This window comes from Lentzea rhizosphaerae, assembly GCF_042649515.1.
In the GTDB taxonomy this organism is placed as follows: domain Bacteria; phylum Actinomycetota; class Actinomycetes; order Mycobacteriales; family Pseudonocardiaceae; genus Lentzea; species Lentzea aerocolonigenes.
Genome location: NZ_JBHRZI010000032.1, coordinates 82,019 through 101,537 on the forward strand (window position 1 = coordinate 82,019; position 19,519 = coordinate 101,537).

At 69.4% G+C, this 19,519-nt stretch carries 17 protein-coding genes; 6 read left to right on the forward strand and 11 right to left on the reverse strand.

Annotation, left to right across the window (positions count from 1 at the left end):
* Positions 1-89: 89 nt before the first annotated feature.
* Together ACFOWZ_RS37220 and ACFOWZ_RS37225 are read right to left on the reverse strand one after the other, a co-directional pair.
* Positions 90-380 (reverse strand): iron-sulfur cluster biosynthesis protein, encoded by a 291-nt coding sequence (locus ACFOWZ_RS37220; protein ID WP_382378636.1) that lies wholly within the window; start codon positions 378-380, stop codon positions 90-92.
* On the reverse strand, positions 377-1,330 hold the full coding sequence (locus ACFOWZ_RS37225; protein WP_382378637.1) for a S1C family serine protease: 954 nt from the start codon (positions 1,328-1,330) through the stop codon (positions 377-379). The genes ACFOWZ_RS37220 and ACFOWZ_RS37225 overlap by 4 nt, the downstream gene beginning before the upstream one ends.
* 125 nt (positions 1,331-1,455) lie before the next feature.
* On the opposite strand from ACFOWZ_RS37225, the gene ACFOWZ_RS37230 reads away from it, so the two are divergent.
* The 4 genes from ACFOWZ_RS37230 to ACFOWZ_RS37245 all read left to right on the forward strand — a co-directional run bounded on the left by ACFOWZ_RS37230 (position 1,456) and on the right by ACFOWZ_RS37245 (position 5,664).
* On the forward strand, positions 1,456-1,797 hold the full coding sequence (locus ACFOWZ_RS37230) for a hypothetical protein (RefSeq protein ID WP_382378638.1): 342 nt from the start codon (positions 1,456-1,458) through the stop codon (positions 1,795-1,797).
* Between the two features lie 181 nt (positions 1,798-1,978).
* Complete coding sequence (locus ACFOWZ_RS37235; RefSeq protein ID WP_382378639.1) at positions 1,979-4,120, forward strand: amylo-alpha-1,6-glucosidase; 2,142 nt, start codon at positions 1,979-1,981, stop codon at positions 4,118-4,120.
* Positions 4,108-5,187 (forward strand): glycosyltransferase family 4 protein, encoded by a 1,080-nt coding sequence (locus tag ACFOWZ_RS37240; protein WP_382378640.1) that lies wholly within the window; start codon positions 4,108-4,110, stop codon positions 5,185-5,187. Before ACFOWZ_RS37235 ends, ACFOWZ_RS37240 begins: the two co-directional genes overlap by 13 nt.
* Positions 5,188-5,232: 45 nt before the next feature.
* Positions 5,233-5,664, forward strand: a complete 432-nt coding sequence (locus tag ACFOWZ_RS37245; protein ID WP_382378641.1) for a DUF1931 family protein — start codon at positions 5,233-5,235, stop codon at positions 5,662-5,664.
* A 28-nt stretch (positions 5,665-5,692) separates the two neighbouring features.
* Here the strand turns inward: ACFOWZ_RS37245 and ACFOWZ_RS37250 are convergent, their stop codons facing one another.
* The 3 genes from ACFOWZ_RS37250 to ACFOWZ_RS37260 form a co-directional block, all read right to left on the reverse strand.
* The gene (locus ACFOWZ_RS37250) at positions 5,693-6,088 is read right to left on the reverse strand and encodes a pyridoxamine 5'-phosphate oxidase family protein (RefSeq protein ID WP_382378642.1); all 396 of its coding nucleotides are present in this window, start codon (positions 6,086-6,088) and stop codon (positions 5,693-5,695) included.
* A gap of 802 nt (positions 6,089-6,890) precedes the next feature.
* Positions 6,891-7,127, reverse strand: a complete 237-nt coding sequence (locus ACFOWZ_RS37255; RefSeq protein ID WP_382378643.1) for a hypothetical protein — start codon at positions 7,125-7,127, stop codon at positions 6,891-6,893.
* Positions 7,124-9,208 carry an acetate--CoA ligase family protein gene (locus ACFOWZ_RS37260; protein WP_382378644.1) on the reverse strand — a complete coding sequence of 695 codons (2,085 nt, stop codon included), beginning with the start codon at positions 9,206-9,208 and terminating at the stop codon, positions 7,124-7,126. The genes ACFOWZ_RS37255 and ACFOWZ_RS37260 overlap by 4 nt, the downstream gene beginning before the upstream one ends.
* Before the next feature lie 66 nt (positions 9,209-9,274).
* Here ACFOWZ_RS37260 and ACFOWZ_RS37265 point away from each other — a divergent pair, with 66 nt between their 5' ends.
* Positions 9,275-10,111: an acyl-CoA thioesterase gene (locus ACFOWZ_RS37265; RefSeq protein WP_382378646.1), complete on the forward strand. Its 837-nt coding sequence runs from the start codon at positions 9,275-9,277 to the stop codon at positions 10,109-10,111.
* Here the strand turns inward: ACFOWZ_RS37265 and ACFOWZ_RS37270 are convergent, their stop codons facing one another.
* From ACFOWZ_RS37270 to ACFOWZ_RS37295, 6 genes are read right to left on the reverse strand one after another with little or no spacing between them, the layout of a single operon-like run.
* Positions 10,112-12,070 (reverse strand): 3-hydroxyacyl-CoA dehydrogenase NAD-binding domain-containing protein, encoded by a 1,959-nt coding sequence (locus ACFOWZ_RS37270; RefSeq protein WP_382378647.1) that lies wholly within the window; start codon positions 12,068-12,070, stop codon positions 10,112-10,114.
* Positions 12,067-13,221 carry an acyl-CoA dehydrogenase family protein gene (locus ACFOWZ_RS37275; RefSeq protein ID WP_382378649.1) on the reverse strand — a complete coding sequence of 385 codons (1,155 nt, stop codon included), beginning with the start codon at positions 13,219-13,221 and terminating at the stop codon, positions 12,067-12,069. The genes ACFOWZ_RS37270 and ACFOWZ_RS37275 overlap by 4 nt, the downstream gene beginning before the upstream one ends.
* Positions 13,222-13,241: 20 nt before the next feature.
* A complete protein-coding gene (locus ACFOWZ_RS37280) occupies positions 13,242-14,339 on the reverse strand; it encodes an ABC transporter substrate-binding protein (RefSeq protein WP_382378650.1) in 1,098 nt (365 codons plus the stop codon).
* Positions 14,332-16,113 (reverse strand): ABC transporter permease, encoded by a 1,782-nt coding sequence (locus ACFOWZ_RS37285; protein ID WP_382378651.1) that lies wholly within the window; start codon positions 16,111-16,113, stop codon positions 14,332-14,334. Before ACFOWZ_RS37285 ends, ACFOWZ_RS37280 begins: the two co-directional genes overlap by 8 nt.
* The gene (locus ACFOWZ_RS37290) at positions 16,110-17,216 is read right to left on the reverse strand and encodes an ABC transporter ATP-binding protein (protein WP_382378653.1); all 1,107 of its coding nucleotides are present in this window, start codon (positions 17,214-17,216) and stop codon (positions 16,110-16,112) included. The genes ACFOWZ_RS37285 and ACFOWZ_RS37290 overlap by 4 nt, the downstream gene beginning before the upstream one ends.
* Positions 17,216-18,604 (reverse strand): MmgE/PrpD family protein, encoded by a 1,389-nt coding sequence (locus tag ACFOWZ_RS37295; protein WP_382378655.1) that lies wholly within the window; start codon positions 18,602-18,604, stop codon positions 17,216-17,218. Before ACFOWZ_RS37295 ends, ACFOWZ_RS37290 begins: the two co-directional genes overlap by 1 nt.
* A 163-nt stretch (positions 18,605-18,767) precedes the next feature.
* On the opposite strand from ACFOWZ_RS37295, the gene ACFOWZ_RS37300 reads away from it, so the two are divergent.
* A complete protein-coding gene (locus ACFOWZ_RS37300; protein ID WP_382378656.1) occupies positions 18,768-19,466 on the forward strand; it encodes a GntR family transcriptional regulator in 699 nt (232 codons plus the stop codon).
* Positions 19,467-19,519: the final 53 nt, after the last annotated feature.

Sequence of the window (19,519 nt, forward strand, 5' to 3'; positions counted from 1 at the left end):
AGCGGGCGGTGAGCGTGTGACCAACCGCGCCGGCCGGCCGGTCGAACGCGCCGGGCTCGGCGTCGAACGACACGGCCCTGGCGTGTGCCTCACCGCCCCGACACCGCGAAGACGGGGGTGCCGTCCCTGTCCGTGCGGGCATCGAGGACCTTGTCCCTCAGATAGTCCGCCGATTCCGGTGCGACGAAGACGCGTTCGCCGGAACGAGCGGTGACCACCTCGTCGCCCTCCTCGGGCGCGTCAACTCGCGTGACGTGCAGGTCGCCGTCCGCGAAGTCGAGGCGCAGTCCCGCCGACGGTCCCTCCCCCGCCATCAGATCCCTGATCACACCGGTCGCAACAGGCGTCATCTCCAGCACAGCAACCTCCCGATCGTTCATCGACTACCCAGGACAACCGTCAACTCGGTCCGCTGCTCCCCGCGTTGCACCGACACAGACGCCCTTTCCGCGACGCCCGAAGACCTCAACACGGCCTGCACGTCCTGTACATCGCCGACCTCTTCTCCCTTCATCGCCACGATCACGTCCCCGGCTCGCATCCCGCCGGTCTCAGCAGGCCCTCCGGGCTCGACCGCCAGGACCAGAGCCCCGCGTTCGGCGGAAATCCCGAACCGCGAGCGGATCTCCGGCGTCAGGTCGCCCAAGGACGCCCCGAGGTACGGGTGCTCGACCTTTCCGGCCGACAACAACTTCTCCGCCACGTTCAGGGTCACGCCGGACGGAATCGCGAACCCCAGGGACTCCGCGCCCTGTGTTGGCGGGATGTAGGCCTCGTTGATCCCAATGACACGTCCGGCTGAATCGAGCAGTGCGCCACCGGAGTTGCCGGGCGAGATCGGCGCGTCGGTCTGGATGAGCTCGACCTGCGGCCCGCCGGGCAACGTCCGGTGCAGACCGGACACGATTCCCGCCGTCACCGTGAACTCCAGCCCGAGTGGACTCCCGATCGCCAGCACGGCGTCCCCCGGCCTGGGCAACTCGTCGCGGAACTCGGCAGCAGGCAGGTTCTTCCGCTCGGTGCGGATCACCGCGAGATCCGACAACGGATCCGTGGCGAGCACCTCGCCACCGGACTCCTGCCCGTCGGCGTACCGGATGCGCACCTGTCGGTTGGTCTTCACCACGTGCTCGTTCGTCACCACAACGTCAGAACGCAGCACGACGCCACTGCCCACGCCGTCCTCGACCCGGACGGTCACCGCCGAAGGCGCGGTACGCGTGACCACGTCGGCGTAGGAGCCGGCACCGGCAGGCGGCGGGGACCGGCTGTCCGAGCACGCGATCAAACCCAGCAACAACAGCAAGAAAGCCAGAATTCGTGCGAACATGCCGCCCGGCTACCCGCCGATACCCGGCTCACACGAGGTCCAGCTGAAATCTCACCGGATTCGCTTGGAGCGGGGGAAGGACCTGCGGCAACAGGTCCACCACACTGAGCGTCCAGGAAGGACGGATGCGCGCACTTGACTCCGGAGGACGAACGCGGGCGGGAAATTTCGTCCTCGCGGGAGAAGGCGCACTCCACCGAACCCTTGCCAGCCTGCTGGTGGTGGCCATCACGAGAGGAGTCAGGGCGATGACGCTCATGCGGTTCGATCCGTTCCGCGAACTCGACCGGTTCACCGAGCAGGTGCTCGGCGGGACGCGAACGCATCTGATGATGCTTGTCGAGGCCTACCGCAGAGGTGACGAGGCGTGCGTACACGTCGATCTGCCCGGTGTTGGCTCCGATGGGAGAAGGACAAGCCTCGGCGCGTGGAGATCCTCAGCCCCGACCACGGCCAGCAGCGCGTGATCGAAACCCAGTACACCCGCGCCTGACAGGCTCGATGCGGACACGGAGGAATCATGCCCGCGACCACGTCAACCGGATGCGAACGGGACGGCGTACCCGATCTCCGACTGACCACCGGGCTCGGCGTGAGCCGGCGTGCGGACCACGAGTTCGTTCCGTCGGCCGGCCACCCCCGAACGACATGACGGGGGGCTGGGCTTTCGAGGGGCAACCCGCTGCGCTCTCAGGCGGCACGGTCACCCTGGTCAACGGCACGTCGTTCTGCGTTTGCGGGCACGACGGCGAGATCCATGCGAACGGGCCGCAGGGCACGTTCTTCATGGACACCCGCATCGTGTCCTGCTGGCGCGTGAGGATCGACGGCACGCCGGCCGAGCCGATCACCACCGTGCCGGCGGAACCGTTCCGCACGACGTTCCTCGGGCGGGCGCTGCTCGGCCGCCCTGGCGAGAGCTCCCTGCTGGTGGAACGCACGCTGTACGTCGGCGCCGGTATGCGTGAGGACGTCGTGCTGCGCAACTACGGGCCACAGGACGTGTCCGTGACGCTCACCGTGCACGTGCAGGCCGACTTCGCGGACCTGTTCGAGGTCAAGGAGGATCGCGTGCGCGCCGACCACCGCCAGCACGGCGCGGAGGTCCGCGAGGACGGCCTCGCGCTCAGCCGCGGCGGCCGGGGCGTGCAGGTGAGCGCCGACCACGCCGAGTACGACCTGGATCGGCTGACCTTCCACGCGCTGGTCCCCGCGAGGGGTGAGTGGTCGACCCGTGTAACTGCGCGGCCGGTGGTGGACGGCGAGCTGGCGCCCGCGCTGTTCCCGCTGGATCGGCCGGTCGAGCAGTCGACGCCGATGACACGGACGAGGCAGTGGCACGAGACGGGGCCGGTGCTGCGGGTGTTCGGTGCGCCGGCGCTGATGCGCACGCTTCAGCGGAGCAGGGAGGACCTTGGCGCGCTGCGCATCTTCGACCCGGAACGGCCGCAGGACACGGTGATCGCGGCCGGAGCACCGTGGTTCATGACGTTGTTCGGGCGCGACTCGATCCTGGCGTCCCTGATGGCGATGCCGATCGACCCGACGCTGGCGCTCGGCACCGCACAGACGCTCGCGCGCCACCAGGGCATGACCGTGGAACCGAACAGCGAGGAGGAACCCGGCCGGATCCTGCACGAGATCCGGTTCGGTGCGGACTCCTCTCTCGCGCTCGGCGGACGCAACGTCTACTACGGCACCGCAGATGCCACGCCGTTGTTCGTGATGCTGCTCGGCGAGCTGAGCCGGTGGGGCATCGGCGACGACCAGATGGCCGCACTACTGCCACACGCCGACCGCGCGCTCGACTGGGTCGATCGCCACGGCGACCGCGACGGCGACGGATTCGTCGAGTACCACCGCGCGACCGAGCGCGGCCTGGCGAACCAGGGCTGGAAGGACTCCTGGGACGGCGTCAACTTCGCGGACGGTTCGATCGCGCGCAGCCCGATCGCGTTGTGCGAGGTGCAGGGCTACGTATACGCGGCATTCCGCGCGCGAGCCTGTCTGGCACGGGTAGCCGGTGATGATCCCAAGTTCTGGGAGGATCGGGCTCAGGCGCTGAAGGAAAGGTTCAACGAGGCGTTCTGGCAGCCCGAACTCGGCCGTTACGCCGTCGCACTGGACCACGCCAAGCGACCCGTCGACTCCGTCGCATCCAACATCGGGCACTGTCTGTGGACCGGCATCGTCGATGAAGACAAGGCCGAGCAGACCGCGGAGTCCCTGATGTCCAAAGAGATGTTCACCGGCTGGGGACTGCGCACCCTCGCGTCCGACATGGGCGCGTACAACCCGATGAGCTACCACAACGGATCGGTGTGGCCGCACGACTCGACCATCGTCGCGGCAGGACTGATGCGGTACGGGTTCGTCGAGCACGCCCAGCACCTCGCGAGCGCACTGTACGACGCGGCGGAGGCGTTCGGAGGCAGGCTGCCCGAACTGCTGTGCGGGTTCGACCGCGCCGAGTACGCACAGCCCGTGCCCTATCCGACGTCGTGCTCACCGCAGGCATGGGCGTCGGCGTCCCCCGTCCATCTGCTGCGGGTGTTGCTGCGGCTGGAACCCGCCGTGCCGGACAGAAAAGTGTGGCTCGCACCGGTGCTGCCGGACGAGTTCCTGCCGATCGCGCTCGACAACGTGCCGCTGGCCGGCACGCGGGTGACCGTCGAGGTCGACTCGGAGGTCCGAGTTGCCGGTCTGCCAAAGGAAATAGTGCTTTCCGAAGACGTCCCGGCCGGTTTCGTCTCGCGCCCTCGGGAAACTCGTCCGCAATGGACGAACTGAAGATCGCGATGGTGGCGCCTCCGTGGTTCGAACTCCCGCCGAAGGCTTACGGCGGAATCGAATCCATGTGCGCGGACCTCACCGAGCAGCTGATGAGACAGGCCGTGCACGTTACGTTGATCGGCGTCGGGCAGAACGGCACGAGCGCGAAGTTCATATCGATTTCAGAGGCGTCACAGGAAAACCACATGGGCATGAGCATGCCCGAGGTGGGGCACGCGGCCGCGCTGCCCGACGTGCTCGCCGATCTTGACGTCGATCTGGTCCACGACCACTCGCTTGCCGGACCGTTGCTGGCCCGCGGACGGGCGCTGCCCACCGTGGTCACCGCGCACGGCCCCGTGACCGACGAGATGGGACGGTACTACCGGGATCTGGGCGACAGCGTGCATCTCGTCGCACTGTCCGAGGCGCAGCGCACCCAGGCGCCGGACCTGAACTGGGTAGCGACCGTGCACAACGCCGTGCGCGTGGCGGAGTTCCCGTTCCGGGAGGACAAAGAGGACTTCGCGTTGCTCCTCGGCCGCTCCACACCGGAGAAAGGCATCCCGGAGGCGATCGAGGCGGCCAGGTCGGCGGGTGTACGCCTGCTGATCGCGGCGAAGTGTCGTGAGCGGGACGAGATCCGCTACTTCGACGAAGTGGTGAAGCCGTTGCTCTCGAAGGACGACACCGTCGATTGGCTCGGCGAGGCGGACCGCGAGCGCAAACTCGCGTTGCTCGCCGCAGCCCGGTGCCTGCTGTTCCCGATCCAGTGGGAGGAGCCGTTCGGCCTCGTCATGGCGGAGGCATTGGCGTGCGGGACGCCAGTGGTGGCACTACGCCGAGGTTCCGTGCCGGAAGTGGTGACACACGGCGAGACCGGTTGGGTGTGCGACGACGTGGACGAACTGGTCGATGCACTGCGCCGAGCCGGGTCGCTGAGTCCTGCGCGGTGCCGAGCGGACGCCGAGGAACGCTTCGACGTCTCACTGATGGCGCAACGCTACGAGTCGGTGTACCGGTCGGTCGTTGGACGAGCCGCGGGAGGCGACGGACGCGGTCTCCAGCTGGTCAGCGGACGCTGAACAGACACACCAGATCACCAAACCGAGGAGCCAACCGTGCCGGTCATGAACGTAGCCAGGTTCGAGCACTTCTTCCGCACTGCGGCGGGTCTCGACGTCGACAAGGAGGACCTCAAGCACTACAACGACTTCGTCGACCAGCAACTGCACGACATGTACCTGATGGCGAGCGTCACGGCGAAGACGAACGCACGCGACGTGGTGCAGGCCTACGACTTCCCGATCACCAAGGGTCTGCAGGAACGCATTCGCGAGTTCGACGATCTCTTCGCCGATCTCGAGGACGCCCTGGACGCGATGGTGCCGCGACCACCGGACATCACGTTGTCGGACGAGGCGGAGGCTTGGGTGCCGCGCATCGCCGGCGGCATCAGCCTCGGGCTCGCCCGCACCTTCAAGATAGTCGAACCGAAGCTGGTGAACCCTCAGACCAAGCACTGGGAGTCGGTCTTCCGCCTGTTCGACCTTCTTCTGTGACCATCTTCGACGTCATTGAGAAGGCACGTCAGGTGCGAAGGTCCAGCTGCCTGCCGCACAGGTGTGTCGGTGCGACACAAGCGTGAACAGCTTTCCCCTCGTGACTGGGCAACCCGGCTCCTTCAGCTCTGCTGCGACGTTGGTGAGACACCACCTGTGCCCTGCCGTACACAGTCACCGAGTGTCCCGTCTCCACACCATCGACGAAATCATCGGCCTGGAACGCGACGAACTCGAATCCGGCCGGGAACACCCTGGTCACGGTGCATTGATCAAGACTGAGCAAGACCACTTTGTTGCGCGCGACGAACCGCACGGGCTGAGCCAGTGGCAAACCAGCTGAGGTGTACAACAGCCGTCCCAGGCTGACGCGGTCCAGCAGGTCCCAGCACTCACTGTTGGTGAGCTCGTGTGCAACCGTCACCGCACATCACGCTTTCACTCATCTGAAACGTCGGGATGCACTGCTCTGCAGCGTCCTCTGGGCATCCTCGAGTCGACAGCGGCACCCGGCCCAGCCGTCAGCGACATCGCGGCCTCCTCAGGATCTCTCCGCCGGTGACTGTCCTCAGGTGGTTCAGGTGTGGTAACCGAATCCGACCCGACGAGGCTCTTCTTCACGTTCGCGGCAAGGTCAACTCACGCGCGTTACAGACACAACTTCTGGCAAGGCGCTTAGGACACGCCGACAAATAACCTGGACGCTGTCTTGTCTGGGCTCGTTGATCGCGATGTCGTCATGTGGCTGATCAGCAACGCCCTGTTGTTTGGCGCGAACGTCACGTTCGGGCCATCTATCGGCCCGAACGTGCTTCTCGCGCCAAACAACAGGGGCGACACGCCGTGCGCTGACCGTTCAGGCTCGGCAAGTACAGGTCAGGATCGACTGCGCAATGAGAGCGCGCACATCAAGATCAAATGAGCGTGTTGTTCATCTGTGCGCCCTTAGCGAGTCGGAGCACGAGATCGCTGCTGCGGTTGAGGGACGCCCGGCTCGCCGGCGCGCCGTGTGATCCCACTTCCGGGCGATGAACCTGCGATGCCGGCCGAGCAACGTGCCAGGGGTAACCGGGAAGACCCCCTGCCAGCGCGAGCGATGCACCAGTCTCGACAGCGCGGCGAACCAGAACCAACCCGCGGGCTCGTAACGAGCCGGCCCGGTCAACTGCCGACGAAGCACAACGTTCTCGTGACACAGCACAAGAAGCTCCGCGTCCTTGGCCGCCTCACTGCGAAGCAGCACCGCCGGAACAGACAGCAACTCGCAGCACCTTGTACAACAGCGAAACGATCACCCCGGCATGCTCGCAGCCGGGAAGACCTCGCTGCTCAGAGCAGCGATGACTTTCCGGGCGGCACACCATCAGCGCGCTGATCACCGTGCTCGCCAGGGTGTGCGCGGGAACATCACGCAGCGCCCCGCCGAACGCACCGACCAGTGTGCACAGAGGCTCGCAGATCACGCCGTCACGGACCGGTCGGTCACCTGCCGCACGAGCGCGTCCAGCGCCACCGCACCGCTGCGGCGCACAAGCACCGGATTGGCCTCGGCCTCAACGACATCCAGCTCGTGGGCGAGGTCCGACATCGCGACGACGGCATCGGCCAACGCGGTCACGTCACCAGCCGGGGCACCGCGATGTCCTTTGAGCACCAGGAGACCGCGCACCTCGTCGATCATCTCGAGCGCCGTCTCGCGGTCGACCGGGGCGAGGCGCACCGCCACGTCGTCGTACAGCTCGGCCTGCACGCCACCAGTGGAGAGCACGACCACCGGCCCCACGTCGTGGCTGCGCCGGAAGCCGACGAGCACCTCGCCGACGCCCGGCTCGGCCATCGGCTGCACCAGGACGCGGTCGACGGTGACACCGGCGCGATGCGCGACGTCCGCGACGATCCGGCGGGCCGCCTCGCGCACGCCGTCGGCATCGCCGACGTTCAGCACCACGCCACCCACGTCGGTCTTGTGCGCGAGCTGGTCGGACAACGCCTTGACCACCACCGGAAATCCGAACGGCAGGTCGACGTCGTCGAGCGAGGCGATCTTGAGGGCCACCGAGGGCAGCACGGGCACGCCGACCGCGGTGAGCACCTCGGCCGACGCCTGCTCGTCGATCAGCACCGGCTCGTCAGAAGGGCATGCTCCGATCCGTTCCGGATCGATCGTCGCGGTGCGGCGGGCGAACGCGGCGGCGACGGCGTCGGCGCACGTCTCCGGGGTGCGGAAAGCGGGAACGCCGGACGCGGCCAGCAGCGCGGCGGCGTCCGGGGCGTCCGGGAGCGCGAACCCGACGACGGGCACGGCATGCCCGCCGCGGTCGGCCAGCGCCTGCACGGCGAGTTCGGGGTTGAGCCGCGCGGAGGAGCCGATCACGAACACGATGAGGTCGTACTCGCCGCTGTCCTGCAGCTCGCGCAGGGCGGCCGTGACGACGTCGTGCCGGGCACCGGCCAGCCCGAGGTCGGAGATCAGGCTGTGCGGCACGGATGCGCCCGCCGCCGCCATCCGGTCGACGAGCTCGTGGCTGGGCGCACGGACGGACACCCCGCGCAGCGCTAGCTGGTCGACCATGATCGCCGCACCGCCGCCGGTGGTGGTCACGACGCCGACGCGTGGCGTTCGCGGACCGCTGCCCGCCGGGATCCGTTCGAGCAGGGCGGGTCCCTCGGCCAGTCCTTCGAACGTGCTCACCCTGGCGAACCCGCACGCGCGGAAGAACGCGTCCGCCTCGGTGTCCTCGCCGGCCAGCGCACCGGTATGCGACACGGTGAGCGCGGCGGCCTCCTCGGACCGGCCGAGCTTGTAGACCGCGACCGGCTTGCCCGCCCGGTGCGCGGCGGCGGCGAACTCCGCCAGGTGACCGGAGTGCCGCAACGACTCCAGGAACAACGCGTAGGAGGTGATCTCCGGGTCGTCGAGCGTCGCCGTGCAGATCTCCCCCAGTGACAGATCGGCCTCACCACCGGTGGACACCAGGCCCGCGAACCCGATCCCGCGCCCCCGCGCCCGGCTGACCAACGCGCCGATCACGCTGCCGGACTGCGACGCCACGAAGATCCCGCCGCGGGGAGTGTCCGGCTCGCCGAACGCGGCGTTGCCGGTGAGCATCACACCGTTGCGCGGGTTCACGACACCGAGGCTGCTCGGGCCCACCACGCGCGTCGGGCCCTGCGCGGCGGCGGCGCGCAGCCGGTCCTCCCTGGCGAGTCCCTCCGCGCCTTCCTCGGCGAACCCGGACGACAGCACCGTCACCACCGGCACACCGAGCCGTGCAGCCTCGGCGACCGCGTCAACGGCCGCGTCCGCCCCGGTCATCACGTAGACGTGATCGGGCACGCCGGGCAACGCGGACAGGCTCGGGTACGCCTTCTCCCCCTGCACTGTGTCGCGGCGCGGGTTCACGAACCACGCGGTGCCGCGGTAGCCCGCCTGAGCGAGGAACCGCTGCGGCCGGCCGGTGGTCTTCCTCGGGTCGTCGGAGGCGCCCACGATCGCCACGGTCGCGGGCTCGAGCAGGGCGGCGGCCAACGGGGTCTGGCTCATCGGTTCTCCCTCGCGCAGAGTCGGTTCTCAATACTCTATAGACTATTGCCTTGTATTGTCTGCGGCATGGACCACAGCGGGGACGAGACGTCCGTTCCAGGAGTCGTGAACACCACGCCACTGGCCGAACGACTGGGGCTGCACCGCGCGGGCGGCCTGCTCACCGGGTCGCCGGTGCACGGGTTCGACCAGCGAGTGTTCGGCGGCCACCTCCTCGGGCAGGTCGTGCTGGCGGCGGGTGAGCACTCCCCCGCCGGGCGGGCCGTGGAGTCGCTGCACGTCTACTTCCTGCGCCCCGGACGCCCCGGCGTGCCGATCGGCTACTCGATCCGCACCATCCGCGAGGGCCGCACCCGCACGGTTCTCGCGGTCAGCGCGGAGCAAGCGGGCCGTGAGCTGCTCGCCGGTGTCGTGTCGCTGGGGCCGGACGAGCCGCCGCACGACCCCGTCTCGCTGACGGCGCCGTCCGTGCCCGCGCCGGAGGAACTGCCCACGCTCGCCGAGCGCCGTTCCCTCGGTCTTCCGCCGGAGGGCGTGCGCCTGCCGCCGCTCGGGGACTGGCGCACCGCTTCCCGGCCGTTGGACGTCCGGTACGTCGGCGGCTCGCCGCGGTGCTTCTGGTTCCGCGCCGAGCCCGCGCCGGGCGCAGGCGCGCACCTGCACCGGGCGGTGCTGGCGTTCGCCTCCGACCGCTCGCTGCTGCCGGTGATCGCCCGTGACCGTCCGATGGCGAGCGTGGACCACGCGATGTGGTTCCACGCCGCCCCGGTGTGCGGGCAGTGGTACCTGTACGTCCAGGACTGCCCCGCCGCGCACGCCGGGGGCGGGCTCGCCCGCGGCACGGTGTTCGACACCGCGGGCCTGGCCATCGCCTCGGTCGCCCAGCACGGTCTCGTGCTCTGATCAGCGCAACAACGCCGGGTCACCCGCGCGGAACCCCCAGCCGACTGCTTCTTCGAGCCGCCGCAGGGCTTCCGCGAGCTTCTCGGGCGGTTGGGTGGTGGCCCAGTGACAGGGGCCGCCCAGTCGTTCCGGAAAGCCGTAGCCGCGGGTCAGCAGCACGTCGACGTCACCGGGCCGGGCCGCGATCCCCTCGGCGAGCAGCAACGCGGCCTCGTTGGCCATCGCCGTGAGCACCCGTTCACCGATCTCGCCCGGCCCGATCGGCCGGGCGGTGATCCCCTTGTCAGCGCGGGATTCCGCAATGATCCGCGCGACCTCGGGATCATCGTGCGGTGTCCTCGCACCGTCCGGATAGCGGTACCACCCGGCACCCGTCTTCTGTCCCAGCCTGCCCTTCTCGACGAGCCGGTCCGCCACGTCCGGGTAGCGCTCCCGCGGGTCCCGACCGGCGTCGCGGCGGCGCCGGGCCCGCCACGCGACGTCGAGCCCGGACATGTCCGCCACCGCGAACGGCCCCATCGCGAAACCGAGGCCCAGCAACGCCTCGTCGACCTGTCGCGGTTGCGCGCCCTCCTCGACCAGAAGCTCGCACTGGTACCGGTAGGCGCTGAACACCCGGTTGCCGACGAACCCGTCGCACACCCCGACCACGACCGGCGTTTTGCCGAGCAGACGCGCCGCGGAGAACGCGTGGTCCAGCGCGTCGGAGCTGGTTTCCCTGCCTCGCACCACCTCCAGGACGGCAGTGCGGTGGGCCGGGGCGAGGAAGTGCATGCCCAGCACGCGACTCGGGTCGGGTGTCACCGCGGCGAGGGCGTCGACGTCCAAATAGGACGTGTTGGTGGCCAGCGGAACGTCCGGCACGACCGCTGCGGCGGCCGCGAGGACCTCGGCCTTGACGTCGTGGTCCTCGAACACCGCTTCCACCACGAGATCCACCCCGGCGAGGTCGGCCATCCGCGTGCTGGTGCGCACGTCGTTCCCGGACCGCTCCACCGCCGCACGGGCGCGTTCCAGCATCCCGGCGTCCACGTCGACCAGCACCACCTCGACCCCGGCCGAGGCGAACGCCCGCGCGATCCCCGCGCCCATCGTGCCGGCGCCGATCACCCCAACGCTGCGGAGCTTCCGTTCCACCGCGGGCTTGCCGGCGCGGGTCGCCGCGGTCCTGGCGAAGAACAGGTGCCGCAACGCCGCTGCTTCGGGACTGGCCCGCAACCGCAGGAACTCGGCCCGCTCGTGCCGCAACGCCGCCCGCGCCGGTACCGCGGTAGCCGTCAGCACCGCCCCGATCGCCGGGGCCACCGGTCCGGTCGCGCCGTGCCGGGCCAGCAGCCGCTGAGCCGTCTCTTCGAAGCGGCCAGGCACTCCCGCACGAGCAGGCTGCTCGGTGAGCACCCGTTTGGTCGCGGTCCTGGCAGCCGCGACAGCGCGGTCCCGCAATCGTTCCGACACCACCAGGTCGATCAAGCCTTCGGCGTGTGCCACGTCCACCGGCGTCGCGGACACCACGAGCTCCAGCACCCGGTCCGGATCGAGCAGGCGCACCGTCCGCACGATGCCGCCCGCGCCGGGAATCATGCCCAGCCCTGCCTCCGGCAGCCCCACCCGCGCGCCCTTCAGCGCGATCCGCAGGTCGCAGGCCAGCGCCAGCTCCAAGCCGCCGCCCAGGGTGGAACCCGAGATCGCCGCCACGACCGGACGCGGGTGCCGTTCGATCGCCGCGAGCACCTCGGGCAGTTGCGGCTCCGGGATCTCGCCCTCGAACTCCCGCAGGTCCGAGCCGGACACCAAGTGCTTGCCCGCCCCGATCAGCACCACCGCGCGGTCGTCGGTGGTCGCGTGCAACGCGTCGAGGAGGCCTCGGCGCACGGCGGCGGTGCTCGCGTTGACGGGCGGGTTGTCGATCACGATGACGGCGATGTCGCCGTCCCGTTCGATCCGGACAGGCCCGCTCATCGGGGCGCCCGCTGGCTGAAGCGGCGACCGAAGATCTCCTCGGCGATCCGGTTCTTCATCATCTCGATCGAGCCGCCGGCGATCATCCAGCCACGCGTGCGCCGCATGCAGTACTCCACCAGCGTCTCGGTGCTGTAGCCGAGCGCTCCCATCATCTGCATCGCCGCGTCGGCGGCGTGGAACCCGGCCTTGTTGGCGGCGAGTTTGGCCACCGTCGTCTCGTAGGCCGACGGCAAGCCGTCTTCCGCGTTGCGCACCGCGCGGTCCAGCAACGCCTCAGCCGCGTCGAGCTCGACCGCAGCCTCGGCGAACGTCCACTGCACGCCCTGGAACTCGTTCAACGTCCGCCCGAACTGGGTGCGTTGCGAGACGTGGTCGCGGGCGAGGTCGAACGCGAGCCTGCCGAGCGCCAGCGAACGTGCGGCGTTGCCGATGCGTTCGACGTTGAATCCGCTCATCTGCTTCTTGAACCCGCCGGGGCCCAGCAGGATCCGCGAACGCGGGATCCGGCAGCCGTCGAAGTACAGCTGGGCCCAGGTCTCGCCGCTCATGTAGGACGACGGCGTGCCCAGCGTGAAGCCGGGGTCGCCGCGCTCGACGAGCACCGAGCCGATGTTGCCGGTGCCCGGCCCGAACCTGACGTAGACCAGGAACAGGGTGGCGTCCACGCTGTGCGTGGACCAGATCTTCGTGCCGTCGATGACGATGCCGTCGCCGTCCTCGACCACGCTGGTGGTGAGCTCGGTGGCGGCGGACCCGGCCTCCGGTTCGCTCATGCCGAGGGCGATCAACCCGGTGCCGGACAACAGGTCCGGCAGGTAGGCGGCCTTCTGCTCGGCCGTGCCGAACTGGGCGAACGTGCGGATGGCGCCGAAGTTGCCCGCCTGGAGGATGTCCGCGCTCTTCGGGCAGTGCTGGGCGACAGCGCGGATGACGGCTACGGCGGTGGCGAGCCCGGCGCCCTGGCCGCCGTCGGCTTCGGCGATCGTGAGCCCGAGCAGGCCCTGCTCGCCGAGCATCCGGGCGATGTCCCAGGCGTAGCGCGGGTCGTGGGCGCGTTCGAGAGCGCCCGGTGCGAGGTGCTTGCGGGCGAAAGCGTTCACCGAGTCGAGCAGGTCCTGGGTGTCGCGATGTGCGACGGTCGCGGTCATGTCGAGCCTTTCGTCGGAAGTCAGCCGATGAAGCCGAACTTCTGCTTCCACAGGGCCTCGTCCGCCTTGGCGTGGCGGGCGAAACCGTCCTCGGTGAGCAGGTGGAACCGCGGTGAGTCGGCGGTGGGCAGCTCGTAGTCGCCGGTGCGGACGGTGCCGATGTCGGTGCGCACCGGCACGAAACCCTGCGACCCGACGAACCGCTGACCCGCCTTGGACGCCGACCAGTTCACGAACACCTGTGCGGCCGCGCTCTGCGCCCCGCGAGGCGTGAGCCCGAGCGGACCTTCCGAGGCCGACACGCCTTCCTTCGGGATGACCAGCCGGATCGGTGCGCCTGCGGTCTCCGCGCCGAACGCGTTGTTCACGCTGACGGTCGCGATCGAGATCTCGCCGCGCGCCAGGGCGTCCACCTCGGTGGAGGTCGAGTTGAAGACCCGTGGTTTCTGCTGGGCCATCCCGTCCAGGAACTGCGGGCCGAACGTGCCGAGCTGGAAGCGGGTCAGCGCGTTCACCGTGCCGCCCGTGGTGATCGCGACGATGCCGAGTTCACCGCGGAACCGCAGGTCGACCAGGTCTTCCCAGCCGTCCGGCGGGTTCTCGGTGTGGATGGCCGAGTTGTAGGCCATCGCGTTCACGAAGTAGTAAGCGGCGAACCAGTTCGGGCTGGACTGCTTGAGCTGCGCGTGGAACGGCGTCTCGTACGGCACGTACACGCCGGCGTCGGTGAACTTCCGCGCGGTGCGGGGGTCGGTGAGCCGGATGACGTCGGCGCCGAGCTTGCCCGCGCCGTGCTCGGACAGCGCCCGCTCGGCCAGCTTGTTGTTGGGCAGCCGGGTGAGCTCGACCGCGATGCCGGTCTCCGCGGTGAACCGGGCGATCGTGAGGTCCTCGGCCTCCTTGCCGGCCGCGGAGTACAGGATCACGCGTTGCCCGCGTGCGGCCTCGTAGAGCGTGCGGTCGGCGACCAGTTCGCCGTCGATCCGCAGCCCGTCGGAGGTGTCGACCGCAGCGCGTGGCAGCAGCCGTTCCGCTTGCGCGGACTTGGAGTTCGCCGGTGATCCGCACGCGGTGATCAGCAGGAGTGCCAGCACCACGAGAATGTTGATCTTAGCCATGACGGCCCCCTGAGCCCGCCCCGAATCGGCGTGGCAGGTAGCTGAGCAGGAACATGATCGCGCAGTAGACGATCGCGGTGGCCGAGGCCTCGCGCAGCGCGCCACCGTTCTCGAACTGGTCGTAGATGGCGATCGAGAGGATCTCGGTGTCGGTGGTGTAGAGGAACAACGGCACGGTCAGCTCGCGCATGCTGAGCATCAGCAGCAACAGGAACGTCGACAGCACCGCCACCCGCAGCAGCGGCAGCGTGATCCACGTGACCGCGCGGGTGCGCCGAGCTCCGAGCATGACCGCGCTGTCCTCCAGGTCCCGGTCCAGGGACCGGATCGAGGACGCGATGCCGCGGAACCCCTGCGGCATCTGCACCACGAGGAATCCGATGATCAGCACGCCGAGGGTGCCGTAGACCGGCAGGGGCATCACCAGCCACGTCCACAACAGACCGATGCCGAGCACGATGTGCGGAATGGCCAGCGGCACCATGGAAACGCTCTCCAGCGCACCCTTGCCCCACGACCGCGTCCGGTACACCACGTAGGCGACGGCGAAGGCCATCGCGGTGCCGAGGGCAGCGGCGGCCACCGAGACCACGACGCTGTTCGTCGTCGCGCCGAGGAATCCGTCAGAGGTGACCGCCGCCGCGAACGACGTGACGTCGATGGCACCTGGATCCGCCAGCGAGGCGAACGACCGCATGTACGGCGAACTGCGCACCGCGGAGAGCAGCAACGCCAGCAACGGCAACACGATCGACAGCAGGAAGTAGGCCAGTGCCGCCAGCAACACCGGCGTGCGCCACCTGCCCAGCGCGATCGTGCGCGGCTTGACGCCCTTGCCGGACACCGTCGTGAACGACCGCGACGCGAGGAACCGCCGCTGCAGCCACGTCACCAGCACCACCACGGCGACGAGTGCGATCGCGACCACCGCCGCCTCGTTGCCGCGCGAAGGCGTGGTGTTCATCAGCTTGTAGATGAACGTGGGCAACGTGTCGATACCGCCCGGTGTCGCGAGCACCTGGGAGACCGGGAAGTTCTCGAAGACCAGCACGAAGATCAGCAGGCCGGATCCGAGCACCGCGGGCAGCGACAGCGGCAGCGTGACCGTCCGCAACGCCCGCCACGTCGGGCTGCCGTGCACGCCGGCGGCGTCCTCCAGGTCGGGGTTCATCAGCGCCATCGAGCTGTGGATCATCAGGAACGCGTACGGCGCGTAGTACATCGCCATCACCACGATCACGCCGCCGTAGGAGTAGACGTCCACCACCGGCCCGGTGATCCCGAGGTCGCGGAAACCGACGTTGATCAGCCCGGCGCCGGGACTCGCGAGGATCGACCACGCCAGCGCGCCCACGTAGGACGGCAGGAACAGCGGCATCAGCCCGATCAGGTAGAGAAACCCGCGCGCACGGACATTGGTGCGGGCCGCCGCGAACGCCAGCGCGCCACCGATCAGCAACGCCAGCACGGTCGCGCCGATCGCGATCACCAGCGAGTTCAGGGCGGCGGCGGTGACGCCCTCTGCCACCAGCACTTTCAGGTTGTGGAGGGTGAACTTCAGGCCGGTGCTGCCAGGGCGCGGCACGTCCGAGCTGAACGCCGCGAGCAGAATGAAGCCGGCCGGGACCAGCACGAGGAACGCGACCAGACCCAGCAGGGGAAGGCCGAGCAGGCGAGTACGAAGCGGGACGGTGGCGCGGCGGCGAGGCCTCGGGGTTGCAACGCCGGGTGCAGGGGTGGCGGGAGGACGGGTGGGGACGGGAGTTGTCGTCATGCCGCCACGACCTCCCCGTACTCCGTTGTGTGCTCCGGCAGCAGGTGGATGTCGCGTGCCTCGATCGCCACGCTCACCTCGGTCCCCGCGGTCAGCGTCCCGTCCGGCGGCGGAGGACAGATCGCCTCCAGCACCATCCCGGACCCCGTCCGCACGGTGCACCGGATCGACGCGCCCTGGAACACCGCGACCTCGACGGTGCCGGACAACCGGTTCACCGCGGGGCTTTCCGCACCGGAGGTCAGGTCGACCCGGACGTGCTCCGGTCGGATGCAGGCGTGCCACGGACCATCACCGTCGCCCAGTTCGTCGACCGCGAGTTCCTGGCCGGTCAGCCGCACCCGGTGACCGTCGACGGCGGAGACCTCGAAAACGTTGGTGACGCCGAGGAAGCGCGCGATGGACGCACTCGCCGGACGGGCGTAGATGTCCTCCGGTGTGCCGAACTGGGTGATCCTGCCGTTCTGCATGATCGCGATCGAGTCCGCGAGCGCCAACGCCTCCTGCTGGTCGTGGGTGACGTAGAGGCTCGTCAGCCCGTTCTCCAGCTGGATGCGCCGCAGTTCGACCCGCAGCTCGTCCCGCAGTCGTGCGTCCAAGTTGGACAGTGGTTCGTCGAGCAGCAGCACGGCCGGTTCCATCGCCATCGAGCGGGCCAGCGCCACCCGCTGCATCTGGCCGCCCGAGAGCAGGCTGGCGCCGCGTGAGCCCAGGTGCGCCAGTCCCACGACCTCCAGCACGGCGAGTGCGCGGCGCCGGCTCTCGGTACGACTGATTCCCTTCATGCGCAACGGGAACGCGACGTTGTCCGTGACCGTCATGTGCGGCCAGACCGCGTAGGACTGGAACACCATGCCGACGTTGCGCCGGAACGGTGGTACGGACACACCACGCGCGCCGTCGTACACGGTCCGGTCGCCGATCGTGATGCGGCCGCCGCAGGGCGCCTCCAGGCCGGCGATGCAGCGCATGGTGCTGGTCTTGCCGCAGCCGGACTCGCCGAGCAGCACCACCGACTTGCCGTCGGGGATGGTGAGATCCAGGTTCTTCACGGCACGGTGCTCGCCGTAGACGAGCTCGAGCGACTCGACACCGACCTTCATCAGTTGGCTCCTCGGGTGCGGGCCGCGCGGTCGACGTCGTCCAGGAAGTCCAGGTCGTCGAACCGGTGCACGGCGTCGATCAGGTCCTTGGTCGCGGGTTCGCCGATCACCGGTTCGCAGAGACCGCGGACCTTCTCCTCCAGTGCGGCGTCGGACAACGGGTTCGCGGGCTCGCCGTAGGGGTGCTGGACCCACGTGCTGACGGTGCGCCCGTCGCTCAGTTCGACCGTGGTCCGGGCCGGGCGGCCCGACCTCGGGTACGCGGCGTCGGCGTCCGGGTCGATGGTCACGGTCACGCGGTTCATCAGCGCGCGGACGGCGGCATCGGACCGGGCCTCCTCGGCAAAGTCGCGCAACGTCACCGCGCCGCGGGTGAGCGCGACGGCGACCGTGTACGGAAGGCTGAGCTGGGCCTGCAACACGGTGTCCAGTTCGGTGCCGTTGTGCCGGGCCGCGATCGGGAACGTCTCGACCCGCACCGCCTCGATCTCGGCCGGGTCGATGCCGTGCTCCTGACGCAAAGCCAGCGCGCCGTCGATCGCACCGTGCACGTGCCGGCAACACGGGTAGGGCTTCACGTACGTGTCGAGCAGCACCCACCGCTCGCCGAGGCCGTCGCGAACCCGTTCCGGCGACCACGCCTCCCCCACCGGTCCCGCGTAGGCGGCGAAGTACCCGTCGACGCCCTCCAGCACGGTGGTGGGCCCGGTCAGTCCGCATGCCGCCAGGTCCGCGGCGGCGATGCCGTCCCGCGCGGCCTTGCCGGGGTGGAACCGCTTGACCTCGGCCGAGTCGCCGAGGAACTCGAACAGCCCGCTCGCGTGCGACCCGGCGATGCCCAGCGCGTTCGCCGTTTCTTCGACCGTGAGGCCGCGCAGCACAGCCGCCGCGGCCGCCGCGCCGAACACGCCGCCGAGCGGGGTGTTGTGGAAGTGGCGATTGCGCGTCGCGGGGTGACCGGCCGCCGCGATCCGGCACGCCAGCTCCATCCCGATCGCAGCCGCCACCCGCACGCGTGCCGCGTCGGCGCCGGTGCTCTGGCCGAGGGCGAACGCCACCGGCAGCACCACGGACGTGGGATGCATGCTCCCGGGGGTGTACCCCTCGTCGGACTCGATGCCGTGCCCGTTCGTGCCGTTGACCAGCGCCGCACCGAGAACCGAGGCACGCCCGTGACCGATCGCGGTCACCTCGTCGCCGGGGTACAGGGCCGCCGCATGTCGCGCGACCGCGTGCGAGACGGACCCGGCCGAGCTGGCCACCATCCCGGCGACGGCGTCGAGAGTCATCCGCCGCAGGTGCCGATCGAGCTCGGCAGGCAAGAGCCGGTGCCCTTGCTCGACGATCCACTCCGAGACGTGCCAGGTCAAACCGGTATGTGCAGCCATTGCACCCTCCCGCTCGGCTGGTGGGGCCACCGGCGTCGGCGGCGTGCGAGAGAAGCTACATAGTCTATAGAGTGTTGTCTACGGGTTACGCCTGAGTATCCGGGGACGATTTCCCATAGCCCATAGACTGTAGAGATCAGGCCTCCGGACCGAAGGACGTCGAATGACCAACGGAAGCTCCGCGTCTCCCCCGCAGAGCCGCACAGCCTGGGTTGCCGACCGGATCCGCGAGGAGGTCGCGTCGGGCGCTCTGCGCCCCGGCGAGCTGATCAAGCAGACGGTGCTGGCCAAGCGCTACGGCGTGAGCCCCACACCGGTACGCGAGGCACTGCGCATCCTCGAGGCCGACGGCGTGATCGACTACGCCACGCACAGAGGCGCCACAGTCCGGGAGATGACACCGGACACCGCCGCCGACCTCTATCGCCTGCGCGCCGCCGTAGAGGCCGTCGCGGCGAGCGCGGCCGTCGAGCGGATGACCCCGGAAGGCCTGCGCACCGTCGAGGCACGACACGCCGACATCGAACGGGCCATGCGCGACGGCACGGCACCCGCCGAGCTGTCCCGGCTCAACAAGCGGTTCCACTTCGCGATCTACGAGATGTCGTCACCGCTGATGCTGCAGTACGTCGAGGCGCTGTGGGTGCGCTTCACGCCGCCCGCGACGATCTGGTCGACCGAGCACGCGGACGCGTTGCAGCGTGATCACGACGGCATCCTCCAGGCGTTGCGCGATGGCGACGCGGAGGCCGCCGGTCGGCTCACCGCGGAGCACGTCCGGCACGCGGCCGCGATCCGCGACCAGCACCCCGAACTGCGCGCTTCCGGCAGCCAGGACCGGGAGGACCTCGGCGCCACCTGATCCGCCGAGCAGGAGTGTGACCCGCTTCCCGTTCCGCTGTCCTTCTCCAACTC